The following is an 18,086-nucleotide window of genomic DNA, read 5'->3' as shown; positions in this document are numbered from 1 at the left end:
ATTGATTGGGAAGAATCGTTAAAAATTTGGCATATACTTTTCTGACAAAATTTGTTAAAATAGTATCAAAGAAGAGAAAAATGGTTGTAATTGCACGGATCATTTAAAAGCTGAATAGCGCGAAAAAGAAGGAGGAAAAAATCGTGGGGAACGACGGTGGTATTATTGCACTGAAGCACGAAGTGCTGTATCAGGTTGCCAAGCTCGCTTTTGAAGGGAAACTGGAAAGCGATCGGGACACACTGCCGGAAAAGATCATCCCGGGGATGATCCCGCACTACCGGTGCTGTGTTTATAAAGAAAGAGAAATTGTACGCCAGCGCATTCGCATGGCAGAAGGCAAGGCGCCAGGCCTTGAGGACGACGGCAATATCATCCAGGTGATCGAGCCGGCCTGCGCCGACTGTCCGATTTCCAGTTATGTGGTGACAGATAATTGTCAGAACTGCCTGGGCAAAGCCTGCCTCAGCGCCTGTCGTTTCGGGGCCATTCATCCCGGGGAAAAACGATCCCGCATCGACGCCAACAAATGCCGCGAGTGCGGCATGTGCGCCACGGCCTGCCCCTATAACGCCATTGCCCATCTGGTGCGCCCCTGCAAAAACAGCTGCCCGGTGGACGCTTTGACCTATGACGAGATGGGCCTGTCGGTGATCGACGAAGAAAAATGTATTCGCTGCGGCAATTGCATCCACAGCTGTCCCTTCGGGGCCATCAGCACCAAAAGCTGGATCGTCGACGTCATCAAGGCCATCCAAAGCGACCGCGAGGTGTATGTGATGATCGCGCCGGCGGTGGAAGGCCAATTCGGCAAAGGCATCACCATGACCAGCTGGCGCAAGGCGATGAAGGAACTCGGCTTCACGGATTTTGTGGAGGTGGGGCTTGGCGGCGATCTGACCACGGCGGCGGAAGCCCCGGAATGGTACGAGGCGTATCAAAAGGGGGAAAAGCGCACGACGTCCTGCTGTCCCGGCTTTGTCAATATGATTCTGCGCCAGTATCCGGAACTCAAAGACAATATGTCGACGGCGCTGTCGCCGATGGGCGAGCTGTCCCGGCTTATTAAATCCATGCACCCTGACGCGCTGACGGTGTTCGTCGGGCCCTGTGTGGCGAAAAAATCGGAAATCATCGACCAGAAGATTCCCGGCAACGCGGACTTTGCTCTCACCTTCAGCGAGCTTCATGCCCTGATGCGCGCCAAGGACATCGAGCTGACGCCGATGGAAGAAGATTATCAGCGCGCCTCGACGTACGGCAAGCGCTATGCCGATGTGGGCGTGGCCGATTCCTGTGTGCAGTACATTCACGAAATGGGCCACGACGAGGAGCTGAGCATCAAGCGGGTCAGCGGCGGCAAGGAATGCAAAACTGCACTGATGATGCTGGCCAAGGGACGTCTGCAGGAGGATTTTATTGAAGGGATGGCCTGCCCCGGCGGCTGTTCCCACGGGCCGAGCGCCCACGACACCAGCCGTAAGGCGATGAAGGTGCGCGATCAGATGATCGAAGCGGCGGACGGGCGCACCATCAGCGAAAATCTCGACCAATACGACCTGAGCAAGTTCAGCATGCATCGGGAAGGACCGCTGCCGGTGCCGCTCAAAAAACCAGTAGAATAAGCCTGTGATTAAATCTGAAATGAACCGCCGGACCTCCGGCGGTTTTTTCGTGGGCGCATTTTGCGCGCCCTGGAAAATCCGATTGACAGCGCCCGGAGGGGATTTTAAAATAGAAGTGGAAAGAGGAGGCAAAAGCATGAAAGTTTTATTGGTCAACGGCAGCCCGCATCAGCACGGCTGCACCGATCGCGCGCTCCAGGAAGTGCAGGCGTCTCTGGTCGCCGAAGGGGTCGTCGCGGATATTTTCTGGATTGAAAACAAACCCATCGCCGGCTGCCTGTCCTGTGGGTTGTGTGCCAAGAATCAGGCCTGTGTGTACGACGATGTGGTCAACAATTTTATCAATATTGCCAAGTTTTACGACGGGTTTGTCTTTGGATCGCCGGTGTATTTTGCGTCGGCCAGCGGCCAGATGAAGGCCTTCATGGACCGGGTCTTCTTCGCATCGAACAACGCCAAAAACGGTATCTTCGATCACAAGCCGGCCGCGTCGGTGGCGTCCTGCCGCCGAGCCGGCGATGTGGCGGCCCTGGACCAGATGAATAAGTATTACGGCTTGTTCCACATGCCGGTGGTCAGCGCTTCCTATTGGCCGGAAGTGCACGGGCACACCCCGGCCCAGGTGGAAGAGGATCTGGAGGGCCTTCGGACCATGCGCAATCTGGGCAAGAACATGGCCTGGCTGCTCCAATGCATTGAAGCGGGGCGCCGGGAAAAAATTGCGGTCCCGACGCCGGAAACCGGCGCGCCAACCAATTTTATCCGTTAGAAATAAAAAATCCCTCGTCTCGATTTTATAATCGAAACGGGGGATTATTTTTGCTTATCTTTGGTTATCCACTGTTATTTTTACAGAAGTAAAATAATTGAGATAAAGAAGTAGCGGAGAGCCTATGAAACCAGTGTTTCTAGGCTATTTTCGTACTCAGAATGCAATTTTGTCTGATTTTTGTCAGGTTAGAGATAAGTCAGCTACTTTTTAATCTATATCATGAGTGAAATCATAGAGCCTCTGGATTTCATCAGGGAGGTGATTTGGAACCATTTTTATAATATTTTCTGAAGAGCCTTCTTTAATTACTTGATCGTAGTACCAGCACTTAAATTTTATCATAGCCATACTTTTTTCTAGAAGATGTATCTGAATTTCAAGATTTTGGCGTTGTGTTTCGAACAGATTCAGGCGCTTGGGGTATGTGGAATCTCCTTCGGCACACCATTGCATATACTGTCGTATGTCTTTAAGCTTCATACCTGCATTTTTTAAAGTTTCGATAACACGTATTGATTTTAATTCGTCATCTGAGAATTTACGTTGACCGGAAATGCGCTTTATGCCTGGAAATAAGCCTTCCTTATCGTAGTAGCGCAGTGTCGATATGGGTATATTAAACATTTTGGAAACCTGCCCTATCGTATACATGTGTGATTCCTTTCATGTGATAAAAAGTCTAAAAAACCTTGACCTAAAGTTGGGTTTAGATAATATAATACATTTTATCAATAAATGATCATAAAACAATATTGTCATTTCAGAAAGGATGATGGAATAATGAAGACAAGAAAAATTGGGCATAGTGATATTGAGGTTTCCGCTCTTGACCTTGGCCTGATGGGAATGTCACCTGTGTACGATCAGATTAATGATGAAGAATCTATCCGCACCATTCATCGTGCACTTGATATTGGCATAACCTTACTTGATACTGCTGATGTATATGGTAGATGGACATAATGAGGAATTGCTCGGCAGAGCATTGAAAGACCGCCGTGAGAAAGCAGTTATTGCAACTAAGTTTGGTTTTGAAGCTAACTATCAGGGAATAAATGGCCGCCCGGAATATGTGAAGGAAGCGATCGACAGGAGCCTGACACGCTTGGGCGTAGATTATGTGGACTTATATTATTTGCATCGTGTCGATCCAAATGTTCCGATTGAGGAAATTGTCGGAGCAATGTCAGAACTCGTGAAGGAAGGAAAAGTTCGTGCAATCGGTCTTTCTGAGGCTACACCTGAACAGATTCGCAGAGCACATGCCGTGCATCCGATTTCGGCTGTGCAGTCAGAGTATTCTCTGTTTAGCAGAGATGCAGAGGCAGAAGTACTTCCTACAGTAAATGCACTGGGCATTACGTTTGTGGCTTATTGTCCTTTAGGTAGAGGATTTTTATCCGGTGCTATCAGGAAATATGAGGATTTTGCAGAAGATGATTTCCGCAGAAAAATTTCGCGTTTTCAGCCTGAAAACTTTGATAAGAACCTTGAATTAGTCGACAGGATAACAGAGATGGCTAATGAAAAAAACTGCACGCCGTCCCAGCTTGCAATTGCCTGGACAATGGCTAACGGTGCATTGCCAATTCCTGGGACAAAGAGAATATCCTATCTTGAACAGAACGCTGCATCGGTCGATGTAACACTGACAGCGGAAGACTTATTCCGTATAGAAGAGATTATGCCGAAAGGTTCGGTGATTGGCGGCCGAAGTATTTGTTTTAAAAAATAGAAATGCTATCAGAACAACAGGGTTATTTTATCTTTACTTAGTATTTTTAATGAAGTAAAAAACTTGAAATTGTTGGCATTGCACTCCAATAGTAGGACAGCAGAAAAACACTTCTAATTCTATTTGACAAGAATCAGGAGTGTTTTTCTTGTGTCTTAAGTTTATGGGGACAGTATCGTCACCACCGCAGGATTAGACAGCCTCTGACGACTAAAATTGATGATAAAACATGAAGCTTGCCAAACCACATATGATGCTCACAGAAGATACCCGCCGACAAACACCGCGAGCACGATCAGCGGCAGGATATAAGTCAAATAAAAACGGACGACTTTATGACGGGGCAGTTTGAGGCCGATGCCCTCGTTGACCTCGGCGATAAAACGGTCGTAGCCCCAGCCGTAGCGGCTGACGCAGAAGAACAGATACACCAGCGAACCCAGGGGCATCAGGTTGTTGCTGAGGATAAAATCCTCGAGATCGAGAATTGTCGTGCCGATGCCCATCGGATGGATGCCCGAAAGAAGCGAGAAGCCGAGGGCGCAGGGCAGCGAGAGCAGAATCATCACCGCGGTGTTGATCACGCAGGCCTTCTTGACCGAGCAGCCGGTGAGATCGGTGGCGTAAGCGACGATGTTTTGCAGCACGGCGATCACCGTCGACATGGCCGCGAAGGACATGAAAAGAAAGAACAGCGCGCCCCAGAGCCGGCCGTTGGGCATGTGGTTAAACACGTTGGGGAGGGTGATGAAAATCAGGGACGGCCCGGCGGTGGGTTTCACGTTGTAGGAAAAGCAGGCCGGAAAGATGATAATCCCGGCCAAGATGGCCACCAGCGTGTCGAGCCCCGCGATGGTCATTGCTTCGCCGGGCAGGCGCTTGTCCTTGCCGATGTAGGAGCCAAAGATGGCCATGGAGCCGATGCCGATGCTCAGCGTAAAAAAGGACTGGCCCATGGCGGCAAAGACGGTTTTGGCGATGCCGGCCCGAGCCATATGGGCGAAGTTAGGTTTGAGATAAAAGGCGAGTCCCTTGCCGGCACCGGGCAGGAAAAGCGAATTGACGGCCAGCACGATCATAAGCAGAATCAGAGCGACCATCATCACCTTGACGATGCGTTCGACCCCGCCCTGGAGCCCGCCGCCGCAGATGGCAAAGCCGGCGGCGATGGTGAGGATCATGAAGGCCACGCAAATCGCCGGGTTGCCGGTGGTGGCGGCGAAGACCGCCGCGACCCCCTTGGAGCTCAAACCTGAAAAATCGCCCTTGAGCATTTTGAAGAAATAGAGAATCATCCAGCCGGAAATGGTGGTGTAATACATCATGAGCAGATAATTGCCGCCCATGGCCAGCCATTTGTACCAATGCCATTTGGTGCCCTTGGGTTCCAGTGTGTCGAAGGACATGGCCGTGCTCTTCTGGCTGCCGCGGCCCACGGCAAATTCCACGATCATGATGGGCAGGCCCAGGATGATCAGAAAGAAAATATAAAGCAGCACGAAGGCGCCGCCCCCGTATTGCCCGGTGATGAAAGGGAAGCGCCACACGTTGCCGAGGCCGATGGCGCAGCCGGCCGAGATCAGAATAAAGCCGAGGCGGGACGAAAATTGCTCGCGGTTGTGGTTGTCCATAAAAAATCCTTTCTTTGTATGGGATGAAGTTTTTTTAAAAGCGCTGGACGCTTAGCCGAGATAGCCCCAGAGAAAAATGCTGAAGATCAAAAGCGGCAGCACCGCGGTCATATAGATGCGGCCGGCCCTGGGGAAACGCAGGCCGGTGCCGGTGTTCACCTCTTCGAGGAAGCCATCATAGCCCCAGCCGTAGCGGGAGGTGACGAAGACGACGTAGACGATGCTGCCCAGAGAGACTACGTTGTTGCTCTGGATGAAATCCTCCAGATCCAAAATGGTGGAGCCGGCGCCGAGGGGATGCACGAAGCTGAGCACATTAAAGCCCAGGGTACAGGGGAGCGACAGCAGCATCAGCAGCACCGCGTGCAGCGCACAGGTCTTTTTGAGCGACCAGCCTGTCATATCTCGAAAATTGGCCACGATGTTTTGAAACACGGCGACGATGGTGGAGACGGCGGCAAAGGTCATAAACAAAAAGAACAGCGCGCCCCAAAGCCTTCCGTGGGGCATGTGGTTAAAGACATTGGGCAGGGTGATGAAGAGCAGCGATGGCCCGGAAGTCGGGGCGATGTCGTAGGAAAAGCAGGCGGGAAAGATGATGACCCCGGCCAAAAGCGCCACAACGGTATCGAGTACCGCGATGTTGAGCGCCTCGCCGGCCAACCGTTTTTGCTTGTCGATGTAGGAGCCGAAGATCGCCATCGAGCCGATGCCCACCCCCAGCGTGAACAGCGACTGCCCCATGGCGGCAAAAATGGTTTTAGACAAGCCGTGGCGGGTGAGATTGTTAAAGTTCGGTTTTAAATAAAAGGTCAGCCCTTCCTTTGTCCCGGGCAGCAGCAGTGAGTTGACGGCCAGCACCACCATCAGTGCGAGCAGGCAGATCATGATGACCTTCACGATGTTTTCGACGCCGTTTTGCAGACCGCCGGCACAAATGCCGAAGCTCAGTATAACCATGATGGCCATGAAGACAACCGAAATCACAGGGCTTGCCGTGGTGGCGCCAAAAGCCGCCGCGACGCCCCGGCTCGAGAGCCCGGCAAAATCGCCTCGGGCCGTCTTGAAAAAGTAAAGCAGCACCCAGCCGGAAATGGTGGTGTAATACATCATCAGCAGGTAATTGCCGGCCATGGCAAACCATTTAAACAGATGCCAGCGGCTGCCTTCGGGCTCTAATACGTCAAAAGAGCGGGCCACGCTTTTCTGGCTGGCCCGGCCCACGGCAAATTCGGCGATGACCACCGGCATCCCGAGGAAAAACAAAAAGAAAAGATAAATCAGCACGAAAGCACCGCCGCCGTAGCGGCCGGTGATGTAGGGAAAACGCCACACATTGCCGAGGCCGATGGCGCAGCCGGCCGAAATTAGAATAAACCCCAAACGGGTTGAAAATTTTTCGCGTTCCATAAACCTTAAGACTTTCTAATCAGAATGCTCTCATTTTAGCATAAGTTTAAGCTGGCGTCATCAAGATTTCACGCGGCGGGCGATAAAATGACGGATCGGCGCGGCGCACGCGCTCAAGGCGGACTTAAAGATCGGCGCTTATGATAGGCTCATGAACTTCAACCGAGAAACGATCTATGAACAATTAACCGATATGGCCGAGCCCGCCTATCGCGACTTTAGCCGAAGACTCTTGCCGCGCTGCCCGGACGATGCCGCCGCTTTTCCCGAGGGGCGGCCTTTCTCCCAGGATCGGCTGCTGGGCGTGCGCATTCCGAAGCTGCGCCGCCTGGCGAAGCAGATGGTAAAGGCCGATGCCGGCCCGGATTATCTCGACGCGGTGCTGGCGGATACGGGAGCGCCGATTTTCGAGGAGCAGATGCTCGCAGCGATGCTCATCGGCCAGACACCCTGGCCCGAAGCGGTATTGCTGCCCCGGGTGGCGGCTTTCGTTCCCCACATTGACAACTGGTCGCTCTGCGACGGCTTCGCCGGGGAGCTCAAGGCCGTGAGCGAGAACCGCGAGCGGTTTGAAGTGCCCCTCGCCGTCTGGCTGGCATCGGCAAATCCCTGGACAAAGCGTTTCGGCATCGGACTGCTGATGCGTTATTATTGCACCGAGGCAGATCTGCCTCGGTGGTTCGCGGCTTTCGATGCCATGCCCCAGGAACATTATTATGTGCGCATGGGCATCGCCTGGGCATTGGCCACGGCTTATGCGGTCTTTCCAAAGCGGATCGATCATTACCTGACGGATAACCGGCTCGCGGCGGATACGCGGCTGCTGACGTATCAAAAGCTTGTCGAATCCCGCAAGGTCAGCGCGGAAGATAAGGCGCGGTTTCGCATGCTAAAAAAGGCGGAGCGGCTCGCGTTAAAAGAGCGACAGCTTAAGAATGGATGAGAGCGCGATCAAAAAATAAAAAAAGAGTAGACAAATATAAAAAGCGTGCTATAATTAATTGCATCAAATAGAAGATGACCAACAAAGAGGAGCATCAGTTTTTTTTCAGAAAAAGATGATAAGATCATCAGCGTGAAATCGTAGTTCAATACGAAAATGGCATTAAAAAGGAGAAATAAAAATGAGCGTCGTAACATTGACAAAAGATAACTTTGAAAGCGAAGTGCTGCAATCCAATAAGCCGGTACTGGTTGATTTTTGGGCCAGCTGGTGCGGGCCGTGCAAAATGGTGTCCCCATTGGTGGACGAAATCGCCGAAGAACATGACGAAGTGAAGGTTGGGAAGATCAATGTTGACGAAGAATCGGAACTGGCACAGCAGTTTCAGATTATGAGCATCCCGACGCTGCTTGTTTTTAAAGATGGCGAAATCGCACAGCGCCAGGTGGGGGCGGTGCCGAAGGAAAAAATCGTCGCATTATTTGCATAAACGGTAATCCATGAAAAAAAGAACTGAAGCGACTGCTTCAGTTCTTTTTTTTGTGCACACGGGGCATGGGCAGCAGGACAAGATCTTCGAGGGAGGCCAGCTGCGCCGGCAAAAGCGTCGGCGCGAAAGGTTCGCCGTGGCCGGGATAAATCTGTTCGGGCGCCAAATCAATGATCTGCTGCCAGCTTTTCCGGTAAGCCGGCAGATCGCCGATCCAGATGGTGGTTTTCATCGGGGTATCGGGGCGGTCCTGGGCTGCGTCACCGCAGAAGAGGGCACCCGCCGGCGTGAGCAGGCCGATGCTGTCGTCGGTGTGGCCGGGAAGAAAGACGATTTTTCCATCGAGCAGGCCTTCGGCCTCAGCTGTTTGACCGGGGGCAACCCAAAGAAAATGCGCCTCGGCTTCAGGGGTGAGCGCCGGGAAACGATGGGCGCCGTGCCCTTCGCGGATCATTTGCATGCAGGCGGCAATGGCGGCTGTGTCCGGCGCGCCGCCGCCGGGGCCGTTTTGTCCGCGGCGCAGTCCGGGAAGGGCCTTTTGGGCTGCGACGGCCCGGATTGCGCGCCCTTTCAGCAGGCGGTTCACAAAGCCGGCGTGATCGTCGTGGGCGTGGGTCAGAAACAGAAAATCGATATCGTCAGGCGTCAGATTCAGTGCGGCAAGGCCGTCACAAAAGCCGTCCCAGTCCTCGGGATAACCCGTGTCGATTAAGATGTGTTTGCCCCGGCGGATCAGAAGCCAGCTGCCTCGCGCCGGGGTGCCCAGGCGGCGGATCTTATCGGCGCCCGTGCAGGATGTTTTTTCGGCGGTCACATCGATCCAATGGGGGATGATGTCTGCGTAGGAGCCGTCGTTCAGGCGGAAGCCGCCGGGGATGGTGCCCAGCGGGGTGAAGCCGATTTTTCGGTAGAGGGCGAGGGCCGGGGCATTACTCGCGACGACGGCGTTAAATTGCAGGATGCGAAAGCCGAAGGCTTGGGCTTGGGCGATGCTGTGGCGCACGAGAGCTTCGCCGATGTGCATGCCGCGGCGGTGTTTCGCGACGGCGTAGCTCGCATTGGCGATGTGGCCGCAGCGGCCGATGTTGTTGGGATGGAGGATGTAAAGGCCGGCCACGGCGTCGCCGTCGAGGGCCACACCGGTGAAGGACTGCCCGGCGAAGAATGCGCGGGCGGCGTCCGCATCGAGGACGTCGGTTTGGGGAAAGGCCATACCGTCTTTGACAACGCTGTTCCAGACGGCAGCGGCGGCTGCGAGGGTGGCTTCAGAGAGCGCTTGAATCTGCATAAAGGTCTCCTTTGATCGGTGATATTGCCGTTAGCGTATCATAAACGGCGCGAAGAATCAAAAGCGCCGGCCTTTACGCGCAAAAGTCCAATGTGTTATAATTCACCCATCATTTTAATATGTGAAGAACGTGAGGATCAAAATGAAATTAAAGGATCAATTGCGAACGGATCGGCCGATGCTCTCCTTCGAGGTGTTCCCGCCAAAGACGGACGCCCGGCTGGAATCGGTGGGACAGGCGGTGCGGGAAATTGCGGCGCTGTCGCCGGCTTATATGAGCGTGACTTACGGCGCCGGCGGCGGCACGAGCCAGTACACGACGACCATCGCGAAAAAAATCGCGGGCCTGGGGGTGACACCCCTGGCCCATCTGACCTGCGTTTCCAGCGACCGGCGGGTGGTGCGGGCACGCCTGGCGGAGCTTAAAGCGGCGGGCATCGAGAATATCCTTGCCCTGCGGGGGGACCTGCCGGCGGATTATGTGCCGGGGGAGTACCGCTACGCCACCCAGCTGATCGCGGACATTCGCGCGGCCGGGGATTTTTGCATCGGCGCGGCCTGCTATCCCGAAGGTCATCCGGAGAATGCCCGCCAGAAGGACGATATCCGCCATTTGAAGGAAAAGGTCGATGCGGGCTGCGATTTTCTGACGACGCAGATGTTCTTTGACAACGCGCTGTTTTATAATTTCATGTATAAGATCCGGGAAGCGGGGATTCACGTACCGGTGGTGGCTGGGATCATGCCGGTGACCAACGCCGCCCAGATCGCCCGGATGGTGGATCTTTCCGGCGCGTTCATGCCCCAACCGTTCCTGGCGATGGTCGATCACTTCCGGGACGATCCGGCGTCGATTTACGAAGCGGGCATCGCTTACGCGACTCAGCAGATTGTCGACCTCTTCGCCAACGGCATCAACCACGTCCACGTATACTCGATGAATAAGCCCGATGTCGCCCGGGATATTCAGAATAATTTAAAGGCGATCTTGGGCAAATAACAGACGGCGCCCCAAAGGTCCGGCTTTTCAGAGCGGGCCTTTTTATGTGCCCGAAAAAAGAAAGGCCCGACGGATCGAAAGCGCATTAAAAATCGGCGGCCGCGCTTGACCTCTTGACGTCGCGTGATATAATGGCTCTATTATTGGGCCGAAGGTCCGAAAAAATGAAGAAATCAGGCATGGGGATGCAATTTAGAAAAGAAGAACTGACGAGAAGGCAACAACTCCGGCGGCACATCACGTCGTCACAGATTATCGTGCTTGGATTTGCGGCGGTGATTTTAATCGGCGCGCTGCTCCTGATGCTGCCCGTCGCGAGCCGGGAACCGGGCGGGGCGACCTTTGCCGACAGCCTTTTCACCTCGACTTCCGCCGTGTGCGTGACGGGGCTGGTGGTGCAGGACACGGGCACCTATTGGACGGCCTTCGGGCAAGCCGTGATCATTTCGCTGATCCAGATCGGCGGGCTGGGCATTGTGACCATGGCGGTGACAGTGGTGCGGCTTTCCGGCCGGCGGATCGGGCTGATGCAGCGTTCCTTTATGCAGGATTCCATCTCGGCACCGCAGGTGGGCGGCATTGTCCGGCTGACGAATTTCATCATCAGAACGACGATTATGATCGAACTTTTGGGCGCGGCGATCATGATGCCCACCTTTATTCACGACTTCGGGATAGGCAAGGGCATTTGGTATGCGGTGTTCCATTCGATTTCGGCCTTTTGCAACGCGGGATTCGATTTGATGGGGGTCAACGGCAAGTTTTCTTCCATTGTGCAATACGTGAACAATCCGGTGATCAGCCTCACCATTGCGGGGCTCATCATCGTGGGCGGGATTGGGTTTCTCGTCTGGGATGACGTGGCCAGCCATCGGCTGCATTTCAAGGCCTACCGCCTGCAGAGCAAGGTGGCGATCACCGTGACGGTGGTGCTGCTCGTGCTGCCGACCCTTTATTTTTATTCCGGGGAAGCCCAGGCGCTGCCGTCTGCGGCCGGCGGCCATTTTTTGGCGGCGTTTTTCCAGGCGGTAACGCCGAGAACGGCCGGCTTTAACACCGTGAATTTGCTGGCCTTCAGCGATGTGGGCGTTGGTCTGTTCATCGTGCTGATGCTCATCGGCGGGTCCCCCGGATCCACGGCCGGCGGCATGAAAACCACGACCATTGCCGTGCTCGCGGCGGAATCGCTGGCGGTGTTTCGCCAGTCGGGCAGCATTCACTTTTTTGACCGGCGGGTGGCGGAGGATGTTGTCCGAACCGCAGCCGCGATCTTTTTGATGTACGTGATGCTCTGTGTCGGCGGGGGGATGATCATCAGCCGAATCGAGGGCATTTCGCTTTTGACCTGCCTGTTTGAGACCGCTTCGGCCATCGGCACCGTCGGCCTGACCCTGGGCATCACGCCCCAGCTCGGGCTGGTGTCCCGTTTCATTTTGGTGCTGCTGATGTATTTCGGCCGCGTCGGCGGTCTTACGGTGATCTTTGCCGTGTCAAGGGGCAACCACAGCCATTCGCAGTGGCCCCAGGAACCCATTACGGTCGGTTAATCCATTCGAATAAAAGGAGTCGCAAATGAAATCTATTTTGTTAATTGGCCTGGGTCGCTTCGGCCGGCATGTGGCGGCAAAGCTGAACGAGCTCAATCAGGAAGTGCTGGCGGTGGATCAGGATGAAAATCGAGTCGAGAAAGTGCTGCCCTACGTCACCAGTGCGCTGATCGGCGACAGCACAGACAACGAATTTTTAAAATCGCTGGGCATCCGCAATTTTGATGTGTGTATTGTCGCCATCGGGGACGATTTTCAGGGATCGCTGGAAACCACGTCGCTGCTCAAGGAGCTGGGAGCGAAATATGTGATTGCCCGGGCCGCCAGAGACGTGCAGGCAAAATTTTTGCTGCGCAACGGCGCGGATCAGATCGTTTATCCGGAGCGGCAGCTGGCCGACTGGATCGCCATCCGTTGTTCGTCAGATCATATTTTCGACTATTTTGAACTCGACCACGAGCACGCCATCTTTGAACTGGCGGTGCCGGAAAGCTGGAAAAATCAGACGGTTGACGAGCTGGACGTGCGCCGGCGCTACGGTATCAACATCATGGCCATCAAGTGCGATCATAAGATGGATGTGAATATTTCGCCGGACCTGGTGCTGACGGGTGACGAAACCATTTTGGTGCTGGGAGAAATTCAGAATATTCAAAAATTGCTCAAACTTTGAGTGGAGGCCCCGAACCGGGGCTCTTTTTGATGCGCACGATCAGGATGATTGAGAGAAAAAAGACGACGAGGTGAGAGATGAAGACAGGATTGATTTTGGAAGGCGGCGCGATGCGCGGCCTGTTCACGGCGGGGATCATCGACGTGATGATGGAACGCGGCATCGACTTTGACGGGGTGATCGGCGTTTCGGCAGGGGCGGCCTTCGGCTGCAACTTTAAATCCCGGCAGCCCGGCCGGGTGATTCGCTACAATAAGCGCTTCTGCAGAGATCCGCGGTATTGCGGCTGGCGCTCCCTGATAAAAACGGGAGATCTTTTCGGCGGGGAATTCTGCTATCACGAGCTGCCGGATCGTTTGGATTTGTTTGATCGGGCAGCTTATGATGCCAATCCGCTGCCTTTTTATGCGGTGTGCACCGATGTGGCGACGGGCGAGCCGGTGGTTCATCGCTGCGACGACGCGGAGGAAAGTCTGGAATGGCTGCGGGCGTCGGCGTCGATGCCGCTGGTGTCCCGCATCGTGACCATTGACGGGCGGGGCTACTTGGACGGCGGCATCAGCGACTCGGTGCCGCTGCGCACTTTCGAGAGGATGGGCTACGAGAAGAACGTGGTGGTGCTGACCCAGCCTGCCGATTATATTAAAAAGCCCAATCGGATGATGCCCCTGTTTCGGTGGCGGCTCAAAGCCTATCCCCGGGTTGTGGCGGCACTGGCCGACCGGCATTGGGCTTATAACCAAACCCTGGCCTATGTGCGCCGCCGGGAAGCGGCGGGAGCGGCCTTTGTGATCCGCCCCAAAGCGGCGCTGCCCATCGGGCATATGTGCCATGATGCCGAAAAGCTGGAGGCGGTTTATCAAATTGGCCGTGAAACAGTGGAAGCCTGCCTGCCGGCGCTTAAAAGCTTTATGGCCGGGCAGCGAGCAGATGTGCTCGGGAAATAAATCATCAAAAAGCCACCCGGTTATGCGGGTGGCTTTTTGAAGAATGGATTACTTTTGTGTGAGCACGCCCAGCCGCGTGAGCGGCAGGATGCGGCGATAGACTTCAAAGGCGTCGCCGGTTAAAATCACGACGACGCAGGAGGCCGGGCCGCCGGATTGCGTTAAATTCAGCGGGATGTGCGCATCCCATTGCAGGGCGAGCTGGTGGAGCGCGGCGGTGTTCTCGGCTTCGTAGGCGATGCCTTTCGAGCCGACGGGAACGAGTTCCCGCACGGCGACATCGGCGCTCAACTTGCGCAGATGTTCATAGGTGGCGATATCGCCGTCTCGGGCGGTCAGAAAAGCCGCACCGACGATGGGCGCGCCGAGACAGGCAACCGCATCGCCGGCATGACAGACCGGCGGGGTAAACGGGCCCGGGCAATAGCCGATGCCCGCCGTGCCGACGCCGGTCATCACCGTGGGGAAATTTTCTTCGGTGGAGCCGGTGAGGATATCGGCGGGGAGATCCGCGCGCTTAAGTTCGTCGGTAAAGCCGCGAATGATTTCGAGACCAGTGGGGTTCATCTCGGCACAGATGCCATCAGCGATGACCAGCACCTGAGCGCCGATGCACAGGAGTTCGAAGAGCACGACCCGGGCGGAAACCCGCCCGCAGTGATAAGGCGGGCATGGCAGCGCGTCTCCGCTCTTTTCGCCGGTGGCGGCGCAGCTGTCGGCCGCGACCACAATGGTGCCCCCCGGCACGGCCGCCAGGGAAAGATCGCGGTAACGCTTCAGGCTCATGCTTCGTGTCCGACGGGGCTTAGGCTTTGGTATTTCTTCGGGAAGAAGCTGTAAACAATGGTGGCGATGGCCACGTTAAGAATGGCCGCCGGAATCAGCGCGGGCACATAGGCCATGGCCACAGCAAAGGACAGAATCGGCGAGGCGGCCAGCAGGGCGATGGGCACGTTAAAAATCACGGCCGCGATGCAGCCGAGCACATAGGCAAGCACGGGATTCATGCGGCGCTTCAGGCAGAAGCCGATGGTGACGTGGAAGGCGATCATCGTGACGGCCATCATTGCGCCGTTGATCAGATGCACCGGCAGCGTCAGTGGAAAGCCCGAAGTCGCCGCAGTAAGGATATGGGCGATGACGGCGCCCCAGCCCCAGCCCAAAACGAGGGTGGCGACGAAAGCAGGCAAGGAGTCAAAAGCGACGGAGCCCATGATTTTAATGTTGGCCCCGACGAATGAGAGCGCGATAAATAACGCGGCGAAAACGATTTGCTGTGTACGGTTGAGTTGTTTATTCATAAAAATCTCCTTTTTTATGAGTATTCTAACATGAAAAAATGAAAAAACAACGCAGGATTTTGCTATAATAAAAGATAAAATAGTTTTAAAAGCGCTGTCAGCTGCGGTGCAGAAAGGCGAAGACCGAACAAGTGAGAGAATAAAACGAAAGATCAATTGACGCATCCCGCGGCGGTTTTCAGGGTGGCTCGGATTTGCAGCGTGCTGGGGGATCGGCGTTCCCGATGATTAAAATCGACTGCCGCTTTTTGGTCATTGCCGACGGGCGACGCGCCTTTCCAGATTCTTTTTGCAGGGATGCGCTTCACACGCATACGGGAGGCGAATTATGAATAATATGAGGAGACGGCATAAGTGCGTTTTAATTGCGCTGACGTTCGGCGCCATTGCGTGGTTTTTCATTATGAAGGGCGGGAATGGTTTTATGAGAACGGCAACGCGCCCTGAGCCTACGGGCAAACAGATCAGGGAGATCAATAATTTCAAGCACCTGAAGCACCAGATGGACTACGACTACGACTTCGCGCTCGCAAAGGAGCGGGGCATTTGCTCGAAGGATGACGGGCCGGACGCGAGCTATCTCAAGCTCCAAAGGAAATACGATCGGGCCCTGTCGCTCTATTTGAAGCAGACGCTCGACATCGAGGGCCTTGACGCGAAGCTTGCGGCGAAGGGCATCCCGGGCTACGACGTGCAGACGGGCGATGCGGCAGACACCATTTGGAAGTGGTTCCGAAGCCGTTCACACCTTTCTTCGCCCTACCTGTACCTGAGGAGCAATTTGCGCATCGAGCGCCTGTCTCTAAAGGACATCGCCACCCTGCGCTCCCGGTCTTTAGATAACGAGGCGGGCAGGCAAGAGCTCGCCGCCCTCGCCAAGCGCACCTACCGAGAGCTCACGAGGTATGAGGGGGAGTATGGCGTTTGGGATAAGGACCGCAAATCCCACGAAGTTTTGTACTGCGATCTTGGAAGCCACGACCCCGACGGCCCCACCAACGATCGGGCTCCGGCCGAGTGCTTTGTCCTGTGGCTCACCTTTGAAGACGAGAGGTTAGATGATGAGTCGCGCAGCGTCAAGGAGCGAAATAAAATATACGAGCGGGATGATACAAGCTGGCATTTCTATATTCAGGACAGGATCATCCCTGCTTACGAGAGGAAGTTCTCCGAAGAGCTGGGCTACCCGGTGCGCATCTTCCTGCATGACAACCCCTGACTGTGCAGAAGTACGACACATTCTGCCGAAGAGGTTTCGGTAAGCGGCAGCACATGAAGAAATGAGGGGATACCATGGCAGAGAAAACCATACGCACCAGCGAGGTATCGGCACGTATATCGCCCGTGTTGGTATTTAGGCCTGTCTCTGCGGCGCTGCGACCGAAGGGAAGACTTTTGCGCAGAACAGAAGGAAGTCAAGGCAGGCAATCACGGCGATCGGCTTTAGTGAGGTGGCGTTCATCACCTTGGCCGGCGGCGGGCATCGGGCAGGACCCGATCGGGGCGGTACCGCCGCATCGGCACCCGTGATTGACTTTCAGCCCGGCCATTTTTATAATGGCGGTAGAATTAAGGAGGACAACGATGCATTGGGAGAAAAATCACCCGACCATTCAGGAAATAAAGACTTTTGAATTGCCAACCTATGAAGAAATTCCGGACGTCGGGCTTTATTTGAAACAGGTGGCCCGCTATATCAGTGGCCATCTGGCGCCCCTCGGCCAAGGGGAAGTGACGGGTTCGATGATCAGCAACTACGTGAAAAAAGGCCTGGTGGACAAGCCCGTTAAAAAACAATATTACCGGGATCAGATCGCCCATTTAATTTTCATCGCGGTGGCGAAGACCATTCTATCCATTGAGAACATCAGCTGTTTGATCGATATTCAACAGGAAACCTACGACACGAAAACGGCCTATCTTTTTCTGTGCCGCTCCCTGAAAAATCAATTGAATTTGGTTTTTGACATTGAAGCGCTGCCGGGGACTGCGCCATTGCCGCACAAGGCGGAAGAAGCACCGGAAAAAATTTTGCTGCGCAATATTGTCGTGGCCATCGCGCACAAGATTTATGTGGAAAAATCGTTGCACGTGCTGAACGGCGACGCGCTGGGATAGAAATCATGACAAAGAAAGGCCGGGAACCGGCCGGGCATCGGGGAATTTGGTATAATGGGAGCACGGAAACAGGAGGGAGATGACAAAATGAAATTAGCAATTGGTTCTGATCACGGTGGCTTCCGCCTGAAGGCGGCGGTGGTGGCTCATTTGAAAGCCCGGGGCCACGAGGTGATCGACGTGGGATGTGCGGATGAACAATCGGTGGACTATCCGGATTACGGCCTCGCGGTGGCGGAAACGGTGGCTGCCGGCGGGGCAGAACGGGGCATTGCCATCTGCGGCACCGGTCTGGGTATTTGCATCTCTGTGAACAAGGTGCCGGGGATCCGGGGTACGCTGTGCACCGACAGCACCATGGCCCGGCTGTCCAGACAGCACAACAACTCTAATATGCTGGTGCTGGGCGGGCGCATTGTCGGCGATACCCTGGCGTTGGATATCGTGGATACCTGGCTGACCACGGCTTTTGAAGGCGGGCGCCATCAGAAGCGGCTCGATAAGATCACGGCGATTGAAGAAAAATATACCTGTTAGCAGCCTTCGGCTATCAGGCTCCCCTCTGCAGCGGCAGAGGGGATTTTTTTGTGCGCCCGCGGCGGAGTG

At 54.8% G+C, this 18,086-nt stretch carries 17 protein-coding genes and 2 pseudogenes; 12 read left to right on the top strand and 7 right to left on the bottom strand.

Annotation, left to right across the window (positions count from 1 at the left end; genetic code table 11):
• The first annotated feature begins 143 nt into the window (after nt 1-143).
• Nucleotides 144-1,625, top strand: a complete 1,482-nt coding sequence (locus HMPREF0721_RS08315) for a 4Fe-4S dicluster domain-containing protein (RefSeq protein WP_006599253.1) — start codon at nt 144-146, stop codon at nt 1,623-1,625.
• A 136-nt stretch (nt 1,626-1,761) separates the two neighbouring features.
• On the top strand, nt 1,762-2,394 hold the full coding sequence (locus HMPREF0721_RS08310; RefSeq protein ID WP_040640417.1) for a flavodoxin family protein: 633 nt from the start codon (nt 1,762-1,764) through the stop codon (nt 2,392-2,394).
• A gap of 210 nt (nt 2,395-2,604) precedes the next feature.
• Here the strand turns inward: HMPREF0721_RS08310 and HMPREF0721_RS08305 are convergent, their stop codons facing one another.
• Nucleotides 2,605-3,048 (bottom strand): MerR family transcriptional regulator, encoded by a 444-nt coding sequence (locus tag HMPREF0721_RS08305; protein ID WP_006599251.1) that lies wholly within the window; start codon nt 3,046-3,048, stop codon nt 2,605-2,607.
• An 84-nt stretch (nt 3,049-3,132) separates the two neighbouring features.
• Between HMPREF0721_RS08305 and HMPREF0721_RS08300 the strand changes: the two are divergent.
• Nucleotides 3,133-4,132, top strand: a pseudogene (locus HMPREF0721_RS08300) (aldo/keto reductase).
• 257 nt (nt 4,133-4,389) lie between these two features.
• Here HMPREF0721_RS08300 and HMPREF0721_RS08295 read toward each other — a convergent pair.
• Both HMPREF0721_RS08295 and HMPREF0721_RS08290 read right to left on the bottom strand, forming a co-directional pair.
• The gene (locus tag HMPREF0721_RS08295; RefSeq protein WP_006599248.1) at nt 4,390-5,763 is read right to left on the bottom strand and encodes a sodium-dependent transporter; all 1,374 of its coding nucleotides are present in this window, start codon (nt 5,761-5,763) and stop codon (nt 4,390-4,392) included.
• 51 nt (nt 5,764-5,814) lie between these two features.
• On the bottom strand, nt 5,815-7,173 hold the full coding sequence (locus HMPREF0721_RS08290; RefSeq protein WP_006599247.1) for a sodium-dependent transporter: 1,359 nt from the start codon (nt 7,171-7,173) through the stop codon (nt 5,815-5,817).
• A gap of 151 nt (nt 7,174-7,324) precedes the next feature.
• On the opposite strand from HMPREF0721_RS08290, the gene HMPREF0721_RS08285 reads away from it, so the two are divergent.
• Both HMPREF0721_RS08285 and trxA read left to right on the top strand, forming a co-directional pair.
• Entirely contained in the window at nt 7,325-8,116 is a 792-nt protein-coding gene (locus HMPREF0721_RS08285; RefSeq protein ID WP_006599246.1) for a DNA alkylation repair protein, read from the top strand.
• A 181-nt stretch (nt 8,117-8,297) separates the two neighbouring features.
• Nucleotides 8,298-8,606, top strand: coding sequence for a thioredoxin (gene trxA / locus HMPREF0721_RS08280; protein ID WP_006599244.1), 309 nt, complete (start codon nt 8,298-8,300; stop codon nt 8,604-8,606).
• A gap of 37 nt (nt 8,607-8,643) precedes the next feature.
• Here the strand turns inward: trxA and HMPREF0721_RS12440 are convergent, their stop codons facing one another.
• Both HMPREF0721_RS12440 and HMPREF0721_RS12435 read right to left on the bottom strand, forming a co-directional pair.
• Complete coding sequence (locus tag HMPREF0721_RS12440; RefSeq protein ID WP_242821890.1) at nt 8,644-9,420, bottom strand: MBL fold metallo-hydrolase; 777 nt, start codon at nt 9,418-9,420, stop codon at nt 8,644-8,646.
• Nucleotides 9,421-9,426: 6 nt separating this feature from the next.
• Nucleotides 9,427-9,894 (bottom strand): annotated as a pseudogene (locus HMPREF0721_RS12435) (N-acetyltransferase family protein); the annotation flags it as partial.
• Between the two features lie 142 nt (nt 9,895-10,036).
• Here HMPREF0721_RS12435 and HMPREF0721_RS08270 point away from each other — a divergent pair.
• The 4 genes from HMPREF0721_RS08270 to HMPREF0721_RS08255 all read left to right on the top strand — a co-directional run bounded on the left by HMPREF0721_RS08270 (nt 10,037) and on the right by HMPREF0721_RS08255 (nt 14,061).
• Complete coding sequence (locus HMPREF0721_RS08270) at nt 10,037-10,894, top strand: methylenetetrahydrofolate reductase (RefSeq protein ID WP_040640005.1); 858 nt, start codon at nt 10,037-10,039, stop codon at nt 10,892-10,894.
• A gap of 164 nt (nt 10,895-11,058) precedes the next feature.
• A complete protein-coding gene (locus tag HMPREF0721_RS08265) occupies nt 11,059-12,441 on the top strand; it encodes a TrkH family potassium uptake protein (RefSeq protein ID WP_341349324.1) in 1,383 nt (460 codons plus the stop codon).
• Nucleotides 12,442-12,466: 25 nt separating this feature from the next.
• A complete protein-coding gene (locus HMPREF0721_RS08260; protein WP_006599240.1) occupies nt 12,467-13,114 on the top strand; it encodes a potassium channel family protein in 648 nt (215 codons plus the stop codon).
• 77 nt (nt 13,115-13,191) lie between these two features.
• The gene (locus HMPREF0721_RS08255) at nt 13,192-14,061 is read left to right on the top strand and encodes a patatin-like phospholipase family protein (RefSeq protein ID WP_006599239.1); all 870 of its coding nucleotides are present in this window, start codon (nt 13,192-13,194) and stop codon (nt 14,059-14,061) included.
• Between the two features lie 48 nt (nt 14,062-14,109).
• Here the strand turns inward: HMPREF0721_RS08255 and HMPREF0721_RS08250 are convergent, their stop codons facing one another.
• Nucleotides 14,110-14,847: an AIR synthase related protein gene (locus tag HMPREF0721_RS08250; protein ID WP_006599238.1), complete on the bottom strand. Its 738-nt coding sequence runs from the start codon at nt 14,845-14,847 to the stop codon at nt 14,110-14,112.
• Nucleotides 14,844-15,362, bottom strand: a complete 519-nt coding sequence (locus HMPREF0721_RS08245) for an ECF transporter S component (RefSeq protein WP_040640004.1) — start codon at nt 15,360-15,362, stop codon at nt 14,844-14,846. Before HMPREF0721_RS08245 ends, HMPREF0721_RS08250 begins: the two co-directional genes overlap by 4 nt.
• Nucleotides 15,363-15,690: 328 nt before the next feature.
• Here HMPREF0721_RS08245 and HMPREF0721_RS08240 point away from each other — a divergent pair, with 328 nt between their 5' ends.
• The 3 genes from HMPREF0721_RS08240 (at nt 15,691) to rpiB (ending at nt 18,017) form a co-directional block, all read left to right on the top strand.
• Nucleotides 15,691-16,581: a hypothetical protein gene (locus HMPREF0721_RS08240; protein ID WP_006599235.1), complete on the top strand. Its 891-nt coding sequence runs from the start codon at nt 15,691-15,693 to the stop codon at nt 16,579-16,581.
• Between the two features lie 365 nt (nt 16,582-16,946).
• On the top strand, nt 16,947-17,480 hold the full coding sequence (locus HMPREF0721_RS08235; protein ID WP_040640003.1) for a DUF1836 domain-containing protein: 534 nt from the start codon (nt 16,947-16,949) through the stop codon (nt 17,478-17,480).
• 87 nt (nt 17,481-17,567) lie between these two features.
• On the top strand, nt 17,568-18,017 hold the full coding sequence (rpiB, locus tag HMPREF0721_RS08230; RefSeq protein WP_006599233.1) for a ribose 5-phosphate isomerase B: 450 nt from the start codon (nt 17,568-17,570) through the stop codon (nt 18,015-18,017).
• Nucleotides 18,018-18,086: the final 69 nt, after the last annotated feature.

Origin of the sequence: Pseudoramibacter alactolyticus ATCC 23263 (genome assembly GCF_000185505.1) — a bacterium.
In the GTDB taxonomy this organism is placed as follows: Bacteria; Bacillota; Clostridia; order Eubacteriales; family Eubacteriaceae; genus Pseudoramibacter; species Pseudoramibacter alactolyticus.
The sequence above is the reverse complement of the archived record's forward strand: the minus strand, read 5'-3'. Positions and strand labels throughout refer to the sequence as shown.

Excerpts from the sequence above, each read along its gene's own strand:
- HMPREF0721_RS08310 (WP_040640417.1), top strand. The coding sequence starts at position 1,762 with ATGAAAGTTTTATTGGTCAACGGCAGCCCGCATCAGCACGGCTGCACC.
- HMPREF0721_RS08305 (WP_006599251.1), bottom strand. The coding sequence starts at position 3,048 with ATGTATACGATAGGGCAGGTTTCCAAAATGTTTAATATACCCATATCG.
- HMPREF0721_RS08295 (WP_006599248.1), bottom strand. The coding sequence starts at position 5,763 with ATGGACAACCACAACCGCGAGCAATTTTCGTCCCGCCTCGGCTTTATT.
- HMPREF0721_RS08290 (WP_006599247.1), bottom strand. The coding sequence starts at position 7,173 with ATGGAACGCGAAAAATTTTCAACCCGTTTGGGGTTTATTCTAATTTCG.
- HMPREF0721_RS08285 (WP_006599246.1), top strand. The coding sequence starts at position 7,325 with ATGAACTTCAACCGAGAAACGATCTATGAACAATTAACCGATATGGCC.
- trxA (WP_006599244.1), top strand. The coding sequence starts at position 8,298 with ATGAGCGTCGTAACATTGACAAAAGATAACTTTGAAAGCGAAGTGCTG.
- HMPREF0721_RS08270 (WP_040640005.1), top strand. The coding sequence starts at position 10,037 with ATGAAATTAAAGGATCAATTGCGAACGGATCGGCCGATGCTCTCCTTC.
- HMPREF0721_RS08265 (WP_341349324.1), top strand. The coding sequence starts at position 11,059 with ATGAAGAAATCAGGCATGGGGATGCAATTTAGAAAAGAAGAACTGACG.
- HMPREF0721_RS08260 (WP_006599240.1), top strand. The coding sequence starts at position 12,467 with ATGAAATCTATTTTGTTAATTGGCCTGGGTCGCTTCGGCCGGCATGTG.
- HMPREF0721_RS08255 (WP_006599239.1), top strand. The coding sequence starts at position 13,192 with ATGAAGACAGGATTGATTTTGGAAGGCGGCGCGATGCGCGGCCTGTTC.
- HMPREF0721_RS08250 (WP_006599238.1), bottom strand. The coding sequence starts at position 14,847 with ATGAGCCTGAAGCGTTACCGCGATCTTTCCCTGGCGGCCGTGCCGGGG.
- HMPREF0721_RS08245 (WP_040640004.1), bottom strand. The coding sequence starts at position 15,362 with ATGAATAAACAACTCAACCGTACACAGCAAATCGTTTTCGCCGCGTTA.
- HMPREF0721_RS08240 (WP_006599235.1), top strand. The coding sequence starts at position 15,691 with ATGAATAATATGAGGAGACGGCATAAGTGCGTTTTAATTGCGCTGACG.
- HMPREF0721_RS08235 (WP_040640003.1), top strand. The coding sequence starts at position 16,947 with ATGCATTGGGAGAAAAATCACCCGACCATTCAGGAAATAAAGACTTTT.
- rpiB (WP_006599233.1), top strand. The coding sequence starts at position 17,568 with ATGAAATTAGCAATTGGTTCTGATCACGGTGGCTTCCGCCTGAAGGCG.